This is a genomic window from Serratia sp. TSA_7, from assembly GCF_052692135.1.
On record NZ_JBQZFU010000001.1, the window covers coordinates 1,818,182 to 1,829,564 of the forward strand.

2 protein-coding genes are annotated in these 11,383 nt (G+C 59.6%); both read right to left on the reverse strand.

Translation table 11 applies throughout. The annotated features are described in order from the left end of the window. Positions 1 to 630: 630 nt before the first annotated feature. A complete protein-coding gene (locus tag ACUTQW_RS08685) occupies positions 631 to 10,668 on the reverse strand; it encodes an amino acid adenylation domain-containing protein (protein ID WP_445654838.1) in 10,038 nt (3,345 codons plus the stop codon). A gap of 227 nt (positions 10,669 to 10,895) precedes the next feature. Beyond that, positions 10,896 to 11,312 (reverse strand): hypothetical protein, encoded by a 417-nt coding sequence (locus tag ACUTQW_RS08690; protein WP_144080241.1) that lies wholly within the window; start codon positions 11,310 to 11,312, stop codon positions 10,896 to 10,898. Positions 11,313 to 11,383 lie beyond the last annotated feature (71 nt).

The window sequence follows — 11,383 nt, forward strand, 5'->3', positions numbered from 1 at the left end:
GAAAGACCCTTTACATGCTCTGAGGATATCAGACGCTACTCTGTGTAAGGGCTGCGGTAGACCTGAACCACTAGGCTATCTGGCGAAGTGTATTGAATGACTGTCACAACATCCTTAGAACGCTGAGCTCTCCAGCATTCTGCTTCAACATCACATTGAGCTTGCACTTTATAACCCACAGAAGTCAGGTAGTTGCGAACCTTACTCGTATCAGGAGTGCCATAAAATCTCACAGTAAAAACATGAGCCTGTGGGCCGCTAACATTTCCGAATTCAAACTTGTAAGTGCCGGCTATTACCTCTATTACCCCAGCCGCAAACAGCACACCGCCACTGCACCGAGGTTTTCGGTCAGATGAGGGAGTTAGTGGTGCCGGGCCGTAACCAAAGCTCAGGCCCATGCAACCCAGCCCTAACGCCGAGACTTCCAGGCCGCCGTTGCCCAATTTGCGTGTTTGCATTTCATTCCTCCGGGTGAATCGCACAGGCCCCCGACGTGCTTGCCGGAGGCCGATTATCGTGTGATGACTGTAGAAGAGCGGGATGGCGGTGACTATGGAGCGAATCCGCTTGAGTTTATGAGTTTGGCTCATAAATCAGACGATGGCGCCTACCGTCTTCCCCATAGCGTCATTGCTCCGCGTTAAGCGCCGCCTTTATCTCCTCCCCGCATCGCAGAATGTTGTGGTGGTGGCAGGCCAGCGGGATCACCGTCAACTGTTCGCAAGCGGCGCTCAGGCCGTTGTCCGCTACCGCCAGCAGCGGCTCCATCACGCCTTGCGGCAGTTGCGGATTCACCTGCATCGCCTTGAACAGGGTCACCTGAGTGGTTTGCAGCCTGCGGCTGAGCCTTCCCCCCGCCAGGCGCTGTTCAGCCTGCGCCACCGCCGTAGCGCGCCGGGCCGCATCGCCCTCAATGCCCAACGCCGACAGCAGTTGCTCAAGCGGCAGCTCAGCCGACGTTTGCCGATAGAAGCTGTCCAGCAGACAGAGACGGACGCCGCAGTGCCCGCGCGCCTCCAGCCTGGCGGCGATCTCCAAGGCAATGATGCCCCCCAATGACCACCCCAAAATGCGTATCGGCCCCGCCGGGTTCAACAGGCCGTTGGCGGTCATTTCACTCAGATACAGCTCGGCGATGTTACCGAGAGAATCTATGGTCTGACTGTGGTAAAGATTATAGTTATCAACACCATAACAGTTTATTTCCCCCTGCAATTCCTGAGCCAGGGAGTGAAAGGCTTCCGCACCCACCAGCGCCGGGTGAATCATCCACAGCGCAGGCGCATCGCCGGCCGGCCGATTGAGCGGCATCACCAAAGGCTGCTCACCCGCCGCCAGCAGGTTCTTCAACGTACGGTGCTGGAACAGCCTGACCACCGGAACCGGCGTGCCCAGCAGTTCCGCCATGCTGAGGCACAGCGAGATCGCCCGAATTGAGGTGCCGCCCAGTTGGAAGAAGTCGTCCGTCATGCCGACACGATCGCACTGCAATGCCTGTTGCCACAGCGCGCACAGCCCTTGTTCCAGCGCATTTCCCGGCGCAACATAGTCATTGAGTTCACGCGCCGCCGGCGCAGGCAGCGCTTTACGATCCAGCTTGCCGCTGGAGTTGTACGGCAAGGCCTCCAGGCGCATCAGCGCGGTAGGGATCATGTACAACGGCAAACGCTGGCTCATAAACGCCAGCAGCGCCGGTTCCGCCAGCGCTTCATCGCTGACGTAGTACAGCGCCAGCCGATGCTGTGACGCCTCCTGCAACACCATGGCGCAACAGGACTTTATCGGGCCAAACGCCAGCGCCCGCTGTTCGACCTCTGCCAGTTCCACCCGGTAACCGTTGATTTTGACCTGGAAATCCATCCGCCCCAAAAACTCCAGATTGCCGTCCGGCAGGTAGCGGCCTGCGTCGCCGGTGCGATACAACCGCTCCCCCAGTTCAGGATGATAAATAAACTTTTCGTCGGTCAGCGACGGGTTGCGATAATAGCCGCGAGCCACACCGGCCCCGCCGATGTATTGTTCGCCCGGCAGGCAAGGCGGCAGCAGCCGCAGATGGCGATCCAGCACATAGAAGCGCTGGTGCGCCATCGCCTGTCCATAGGGCACGCTGGGCGCGGTTATCGGCGTTTCCGGGATGTCATACAGGATCGACCAAATAGAGCTTTCGGTGGCGCCACCGGCGCTGATCACCCGGCAACCCGGTCGCCACTGGCGAATGCGGGCAGGCAGTTGCCGGGAAATAACCTCGCCCACCAGCACCACGTTGCGCAGCGCTGGCCAACAGGCCTCTGCGGCCCCGGCTTCAAGCTCCTCGACCAGCAGGGTCATCACCGAAGGCGCCGAATTCCAGAAGGTCACGCCCTGGGTCATCAGCAAACGATGCCAGGCCTGCGGCTGATAGCGTTCGGCTTCGGACGGCATCACCAGGGTGCCGCCCACCGACAGCAGGCCAAAGAGATCGAACACCGAGATATCAAAACTCAAGGCACTGAGCGCCAGCGCCCGATCTTCCGCTCCGAGATCCAGTTGGCGCAGGGTATCGATAATGCTGTTCACCGCGCCGCGATGCTCTACCGCCACCCCTTTCGGCGCACCGGTGGAACCTGAGGTGAAGATCACATAGGCCAGCGCGGAAGGTGGCGGCAACAACGGCGCCCCCGGCGACGCAGGCGGCAATTCGGCCACCGCGCCCTGCGGATCGACCACCAGCACTCTGGCCCCGCCGGTCTCCCGCCACGGCCTGCTGCTGAGGATCACCCGGGTCTGCGACTGGTCGATAATGTCCAGGCAACGGCGTTCCGGCCAGGCGCCGTCCAGCGGCAGGTAGGCCTTGCCGGACATGACCACCGCCAGCACCGCGATAATTTGCGCCCGCCCTTTGTCGACCATTACCGCCAAGGTTTCGGCCGTCATATCCGCGTGTTCACGCAGTTGCAGCGACAGAGTCAACGCCGCCCGGTACAGTTCGCCATAACTCAGTTCGCCCAGGCTGTCGACGATCGCCACTCGCTGCGGATACCGGACGGCCTGCTGGATAAAATCATGATGGATGGCGCGTTCAAAATCATAGTGCGGCAGGCAGGACTGGCGGAGAGCCCGTTGGTGCGCCACCTCCTCTTCCGACACCAGCGCCAGTTGGCTGACGAGCAGTTCGCCTCGTTCGACGATTTGCCGCAGGATTGCCAGATAATAGCCGGACAGCCGCTCCAGCGTGGCCGGGCTGAACAACGCGGTGGCGTAGTTGAATACCGCTTGCCCGGTGCCCTTCGCCAATTGGATGCTCAACGTCAGGTCAAACTTCGCCGCCTGATAATGTTCCATCAGGCTTTGCGGCTTCAGCCATTCCGGCGGCGACGGCTGCGCGCCGTCATCCTCCAGCACGAACAGCACCTGGAACAGCGGGTGACGCGAAAGATCGCGCGGCACCTGCAGCAGATCGATCAGGTGATCCAGCGGCAGGTTCTGGTATTTCTGCACCTGTAGCACGCCATCGAATACCTGATGCACGTAGCCGGCCAACGGCTGGCCGTCGTCGATCTGCGAACGCAGCGGCAGCGTGTTGACGAAGAAGCCGATCGCCGAGCGAGTTTCCTCCGTCGGGCGATTGGCGACCGGCGTGCCGACCAGAATGTCCTGCTGACCGCTGAAACAGCCGAGCAACAGGTTGAACGCCGCCAGATACAGCGCAAAAGGCGTTACCCCTTCACGTTGCGCAAAATTTTCCGCCTGCGCGATCAACGCCTCGGGCAGGCTGATGGCGTGATTGGCACCCTGGTGGTCGAACTGGGCCGGGCGCACAAAATCGAGCGGCATCTCCAGCGTTTGCCACCCCGCCAGCCGTTGCCGCCAATAGGACCTCAGCCCTTCGGCCTGCGTCGATGCCAGGTACTCCTGCTGCCAGACGGCATAATCGCCATACTGCAGCGCCAGCGCCGGCAACGCCGCCGGTCGCCCCTGCCGCTGCGCCTGATACAGGCCGTCCAGCTCTTGCACAAATAGCCGCTGCGACCAGCCGTCGAACGCCAGGTGGTGCACCAGGATCAGGCTGTAACGTTCGCGGCCCCCCTCGGGGTGCGTGAGCTCATAGATAAAGGCTCGGATCGGCAACTCGGTATCCAGCGCGAACGGCCGGTCGATATCCTGCTTCAGCCGATCCCGCCAGCGCGGTGCGTCGATCGTCAATCGCTCCACGCACAGCGTCTGCGTGCAAGAGTGAGAAACGGCAGTGTGGGAGTGCGTTCGGTCAATCAGGCTGTGCAGCACCTGATGGCGGGCGACGATCGCCTGCAGGCTGTCGGTATAGGCCGTCAAGCAGACATCCTCGTCGAGGCGAAACTGCATCGGCACATGATAGAGATTGCTGCTGCCGTTCAGATTTTCGATAAACCACAGCTGCATCTGCGCAGACGACAGCGGGTAAGCCTGCCGCTGCAACGCCGGTATCGATAGCGGCGCTTCGCCGCCGCCGAGCCGGCGCAGGGCCTGGCACAGGGAGCGAATGGTCGGGAACTGCCCCAGTTCGCTCAGCGTGACCTCACGCTGCAAGCGTCGGCCGATCTGATAGCAAGCCTGGATCGCCAGAATCGAATTGCCGCCCAGCGAGAAGAAGTTATCCTCCACGCTGATGTCCGGCCGTTGCAGCAGTTCGCGCCAGATGGCAACGCAGGCGCTCTCCCAGGCATTTTCCGCCGCGGCGAATTCGCGCGCTTCCACCTCCGGCAGCGGCAGCGCCTGGCGGGCAATTTTACCGTTCTCGGTCAGCGGTAACCGCTCCAACTGGATAAACGCCTGCGGCATCATATACTGCGGCAGTTGGCTGCTCAGATGCTGCGCCAGCATTCGGGTATCTGTCGCTTCGTCGGCGACAAAATAGGCGGCCAGATAGGGCTGCGGCTGGGTAATCAATGCCACGCAGCAGGCGGTGACGGCGGGATAAGACAGCGCAATATTTTCAATTTCCCCCAGTTCGATACGGTAGCCGTTAAGCTTAATCTGCTGATCGAGGCGCCCCAAAAACTCAATATTGCCGTCTTCAAGCAAACGACCGGCGTCGCCGGTGCGATAGACGCGATCCTGCAACTGTTCATGCCAAAAGAAACTGTCTGCGGTTCGCTGCAGATCACCGTAGTAACCCCGCGCCAGCCCCGCACCGGCCAGATAAATCTCGCCCCTGACCCCTTCAGGCGCCGGTCGCAGCCAGGCGTCCAGGATATAGCAGCGTTGGTAGGCCAGCGGTTTGCCGTAGGGGATGCTGGCTGACAAAATCGCTTGCTCGCTTTGCACCTCGTACAACATCGAGAATATCGCCGCTTCGGTGGCGCCCCCTGCGCTGAAAAAGCGGCTGCGCGGCGCCCACTCGCGACAACGCGCCGGCAGCGAAGTGGCGATCCAGTCGCCGCCCACCATCACCGCACGCAGCGCCGGCTCAGGCCCGGACATCAGCCCTGCTCCTTTGACATAGTCCAGCAACAGCTCCATTAACGCCGGGGCGCTCAGCCATACCGTAACCCGGTGATCAATCATCAATTGATGCCAGGCCTGCGGGCTGACCCGGTCCCGTTCGGCCGGCATGACCACCGCACCGCCTGCGCTCAGCGGGCTGAAAATATCGTAGATCGACAAATCAAAACTCAGTGCGCTGATCGCCAGGCTGCGATCCCGCTCATCGAGGGAAAAATGGCGCCGGGTGACGTCGAGCGTGCTCACCACGCTGCGGTGCTCGATCGCCACGCCTTTTGGCGTCCCGGTCGAACCCGACGTAAAAATGATATACGCCAGGCTGTCCGGGGCGGCGTCGATCGCCGGCAGCAGCGGCGCGGACACCGGCAGCCCCAGGGCGAGGCCGTCGGCACCCAGTTCGATAACGTTAATCTCGCGGGTCGGCCAGGGCGCGCTGCTCAACAGCGTATTGATCCCGGCCTGCGCCATCACCGCCAACCGCCGCTGCAACGGCCAGCTCGTATCCATCGGCAGAAACGCCTTGCCGCACATCAGCGCCGCCAACATGGCGACCGGTTGTCGGCGCCCTTTGTCGGCAATGATAGCAATGGCCTCGCCGACGATTGGCTCCTGCCGCCGCAGTTGGGTGGCAAGCGTCAGCGCCGCCTCGTACAATTCGCCATAGGTCATTTCGCCCAGCTCATCGATCACCGCCACCGCCTGCGGATTGCGCCGGGCATGGCGGATGAAGTCATCGTGCAAGGTGCGCTCGAATGCGCCGGGAAATGCCGGCACCGGTTGCGCCGGCGGGCGCTGCGGCTGCAAGCTGATGTTTTCCAGCGGCCACTCGTTATGCTGCGCCATTTGCTGCAAAATGGCGACGTAGTAACCCGCCAACCGCATTATCGACGCCTGGCTGAACAGCGCCACGGCAAAGTTGAAACGGGCACGCAGCCGCTGCTCATCCGGCGCCAGCGTCAGGGTCAGATCGAACTTGGCGGTCCGCTCGTGGTCGCTCAGATCGACCACCGACAACCAGTCCGGGCGCTCCGCCGCATTGGCGTCGCTTTCCAGTGCGAACATCACCTGAAACAGTGGATGACGTGAAAAGTCGCGCGGCAGCTTCAGGCTGTCGACCAACAGCTCCAGCGACAACTCCTGGTGCTGCTGTGCTTGCAGCGTGGTAGCCGCAACCTGGCGGATAAACGCCGTTACACTGTGCTGATGATCCAACCGGTTGCGCAGCGGCAGCGTATTGACGAAGAACCCGATGACCCCCTCCAGCTCCGGCCGGCCGCGATTAGCCAGCGGCGTACCCACCATCACGTCATTCTGGCCGGTATAGCGCGACAACAACAGGGTGAATCCCGCCAGCAGCACCGCATGCAGCGTAACCCCTTCTCTGCGCGCCAGCCCGTCAAGCGAGGCCACCAGTTCCGCCGGCAGCGTCACTTCGCGGCTGTCCCCACGCACGTCGAAAGCGGTGGGCCGGACATAATCCAAGGGGATGTCGAGCTGCTGGCAACCCTCCAGCTCCCGCTGCCAAAAGGCCAGATCGTCCGTTTGGCGGCTCGAGTTCTCCGGCGCACGCTGCCAGAGCGCGTAGTCGAGATACTGCAGGCCCGGCGTCGGAGGCCGGCTTGTCGGCGAACGCTGGAAATGGCGATAGAGCGCGTCCAGCTCTTTCAGCAGCACCGCCAGTGACCAGCCATCAAAAACGATATGGTGGAAAACCAGCAGGCAGGCGGTTACCTCGCCCCCCGTAGGCTCAGGATAGCGGTAGAGCGCAGCCCGCAGCGGCAACTCGCAGGTGAGATCCATCGGTTGTTGCAGCGCCTGCGACAGCGCCACGGAAAACGCCTCGGCGCTCAACAGGCGTAGCGATACCGGCAATATCTCCTCGCTTACCCATTGACTGGCCTCCCCTCGTTCATCCTGGCGGATCAGACTGCGCAGCACCTGATGACGGCTCACCAGCGCCTGCAGGCTTTTAATGAAAAGCTCGCAATCAACCCCGGTGGACAGCCGCAACAGCACCGGGGAAAGATAGTGCGTAGCGCCGCCCGACAGCTGTTGCATAAACCACAGCCGGGATTGCTGGAACGACAGCGGCGCTTCCCGCAGCCCGCTGGCGACAATCGCCGTATCCGCCGATGCCTGTTGCTGCCGGTCGATATGTTCGCTTAATGTCGCCACCGTCGGGTGCCGGTTCAGCGTCAACGCCGAGATCTTCACCCCCAGCAGCTTATTGACTTCGTGGCAAAGCCGGATGGCCATGATGGAGTTGCCGCCCAAGCGGAAGAAGTGATCGTCTACGCCCGCCTGGCAGCCCAGCAGCCGGTTGAACAACGCCAGCAGTTGGCTTTCCAACGGGGTGCCCGGCTGGCGGAACGCGCCTTGTCGTTCGAACGGGGTCGGCTCCGGCAATGCCCGGTAATCCACTTTCCGGCTTACCGTCAGTGGGATCGCCGGCAGCGCCATCAGCGCCGTCGGCAACATATAGTGCGGCAACTGTGCCGCCAGCCGTTGAAGGATCTCGTCGGCGGTCAACCGGCTGCCGGGCTGCAGCACATACCAGGCCGCCAACTGCGTCGCCGCTTCCGGACGCGCGGCCACCACAGCTTCGGCCACCTCCTCGATGGCGCGCATCTGCATTTCTATTTCACCCAGTTCAATACGATAGCCGTGGATCTTGATCTGCTGATCGTGGCGGCCAAGATACTCCAGGCTGTTATCGGCCAGGCGACGCACCCGATCGCCGGTGCGGTACAGGCGCCGGTAATCCGCCTCTTGGCTGAAAGGATTGGCAACGAAAACGGAGGCAGTGAGCTCCGGCAGGTTCAGATATCCCCGCGCCAGGCCGATGCCGGCCAGGCACAACTCGCCTTCGCCCCCCAGCGGCAGCAGATTAAAATGCTCATCCACTACGTAACAGCGCATGTTGGCGATAGCCTGGCCGATATTGCGCGCGCCGTTGCGGCGATAAAGGTTGAGACTGACGCTGACCGAGGCTTCGGTCGGTCCATACATATTGACCACCTGCAGGCCGCTCGCCAGATAATGATCGAGCACCGTCCGTGAGGCCGCCTCTCCACCCATCGCAAGATGACGCACCGAGGGCGGCAGCGCCGGCAGCGTGTGGAGCAATGCCGGCGGCAGGAAGCAAAAATGAATTTGCCACACCGCCATTTGCCCGCACAGCAACGCGGGATCCCGGCGTTGTTGCTCACTGGCGATAAACAGGCGGTGTCCGTTGCCCAACGCCACGAACACTTCGAACACATGCGCATCGAAGGCCAACGAGGCGAACTGCAAACAGTTGAGCACAGCTGGCTCCCGGTGCAGCAAGCGCCGGGTATGCCCCTCGATCATATTCACGGCCCCCTGATGTTCGCACAGCGTGCCTTTTGGCCGCCCGGTGGTGCCGGAGGTGTAAATCACATAAGCCAGCTGTTGCGCCCGCACGACAGGTAGCGCGATCGCCCCTTCTTCCCGCAACTGCACATCCGCCAACAGACAGTGGCTGGCTGGCGACAACTGCTGTGCTGCGGCTTGCAGCGCGGTTTCGGTCATGATAATCGGGCTGTTCACGTCCTGCAGAATATAAGCCAGCCGCTGTGCCGGCGCATCAGGATCCAGCGGCACATAGGCGCCGCCCGCCTTCATGATGGCCAACATCGCCACCACCGCATCCGCACTGCGGGGCAAATACAGCGGGATCGGCGTATCCGGACGCATCTCTTCGCCGTTCAGTCTCAGGTACTCCGCGCGCAGCCGCAGCGCGAGTTGGTCGCTGCGCTGCGCCAACTGCCCGTAGCTCAGCTCAACGCGGGCGTCGGTCAGTGCGATGCGCTCAGGATAGAGACGGGCATGCCTTTCAACGCCGGCGAACAAGGTCATTGCCTGCCGCGATGGCGCGTCCTGACCGCTGGCCCAGTGATCGTTCAAACGGCGGGTCTGCGGCGGCGTCATCTGCGGCAGCGAAGCGATCGGCGCATCCGGTTCGTTCAGGGCATTGCGCAACAGATGACAGAACTGTTCCGCCATTTCAGCCATCTGCGTCTCATCGAACAAATCCGACCGGTAACGCAACCTGAATTCAAAAGCGCAATCGGAAGGTTGGTACTCCAGCAACAGCTCGGAACCGGCCAGATCAACGTTGAAACGGTGATTAACGCCAACCCTGCACCCTCCGAGACTCAACGGCGCATCCTTGAGATAAGCCTGAGTAAAGTTGACGTTCAACTGGCGGATCTGGCTTTGGCCCAAAATGTCGTAAATCGGCAATTTGCTGTGCCGCAGTTTGCCCGTGGCTTTTAGCGCTTTGCTGTAGCCCAGGGTCGCCCGGTATAGTTGGCTGAAGGTGGCCTCCGGCGACAGCGTCAGCGGAAAAACGGCGGTGTTGACCTGAGCGCCGTAGTACAACGCGCTCCCGCCCTCCGCAGCGATGGGATAACCGATATACACCCTGTCCTGCGGCGACAGGCGAGCAATCAGCAGCGCCCACAGCGTTTTGAATATCAGGAAAGGATTGGCGTATTTGATGCCGGACTTCAGGCTTTGCCACTCGGAAAAAGGCAGCGCGAAACGGACTTCGCCGGCGCTGCCCGCTGGAACGGACGGATCGGGGAGATAAGGCAGCTCCACGCGTGGCGGGCAGTCAGCCAGCAGATCGCGCCAGAAGGCGCGCGAATCGAATTCTTGTCTGAGCCCTGAAATATCCTCTTCATATTGTCGATACAGCCCATTGAGGCTATCGATGCTGCCGGCCGGCAATTCCGCTGCGCTCGGATTATTGTAATAAGTGGAAATGGCGTTATAAAACTCTTGGCCGGCAAGACCATCGACCAATACATGGTGGACAACACTAATGAAATTATAGCGTTGCGGCGCCAGTTCAATCAGATAAAACCGGCACAGCGGCCCTTCTCTGAGATCGAAAGGCGTATTAATCAATTTGCTGACGTCGCAATCGGCAGCGACTATTTCAAGGGTGATGTTCTTGGTCGTTTTTACCCACCGCAGTTGCGGGTGTTTATCATCCAGCACATGGTGAAAAAGAAGATAATTTCGGCTCATGCTCTCCACCGCAGCACGCAGGCGATGGATATCCAGATCGCCCTCAATAGTTTGGTCGAGCACCAAGTTGTATTCACATGATTGTGGGTTAAGAATATATTCATTCCAAAAAGTTTGGGTATACGGTGAGGCGAAAATCACTTTCATTAATTCAATCCCTTTTAATTATAATCCATAGTTATATATTTTTGGGCATTGGCACAGCACGGCAGCGCCTCCGCATGCAAAGTAGGCGACCAGTTAATGTAAACGCTTAAGAAAATAGGAGATCGAATATTATTTTATTTTTTACACAAATAACACGCAAAATAAAAATAAATAAAATACATTTAAAACAATAGATAAGATAAAAAACAGGCATATTGCGGCCAGATTTATAACGTAATAAAAAAACAGTAGAGATAATAACAACCAAGAATAAATAGAATTTTAAAATAAAAAAAATCAAAGCATTGATTATTTATATTTAAATTTAAGCGTAAAGAAAATTCATCCTGTGATGAGAAAGTTCCGTGATGAAACAAAATAATTGAAAGCCGTCCCTCAAGCCCAATGGCGACCTGCCAGATATCCCCTACATCTGTACGGAAATAGCTTTGGAAATAAATTGTCGGGCATTGACACCTGCTGGAAGCATCCGGATACTCTCGCACCGTTACCGGTAACAATGATCGGTTGACCAATGATAAAACCAATACCGGGCGGCAACCAAGGCTATCACCTGTGGCAGCGCCCCCTTTGGAGAAGGCAAAGTGCCCCGAGGCAAAAACGCGGGACAGGGTTTGCGTCACCCTGGTTTTTTAAGGAGAAACCGCGTGTTTTTTTTGATTTAGCTTAATCTCTAAATCGGGGACTTTTCATT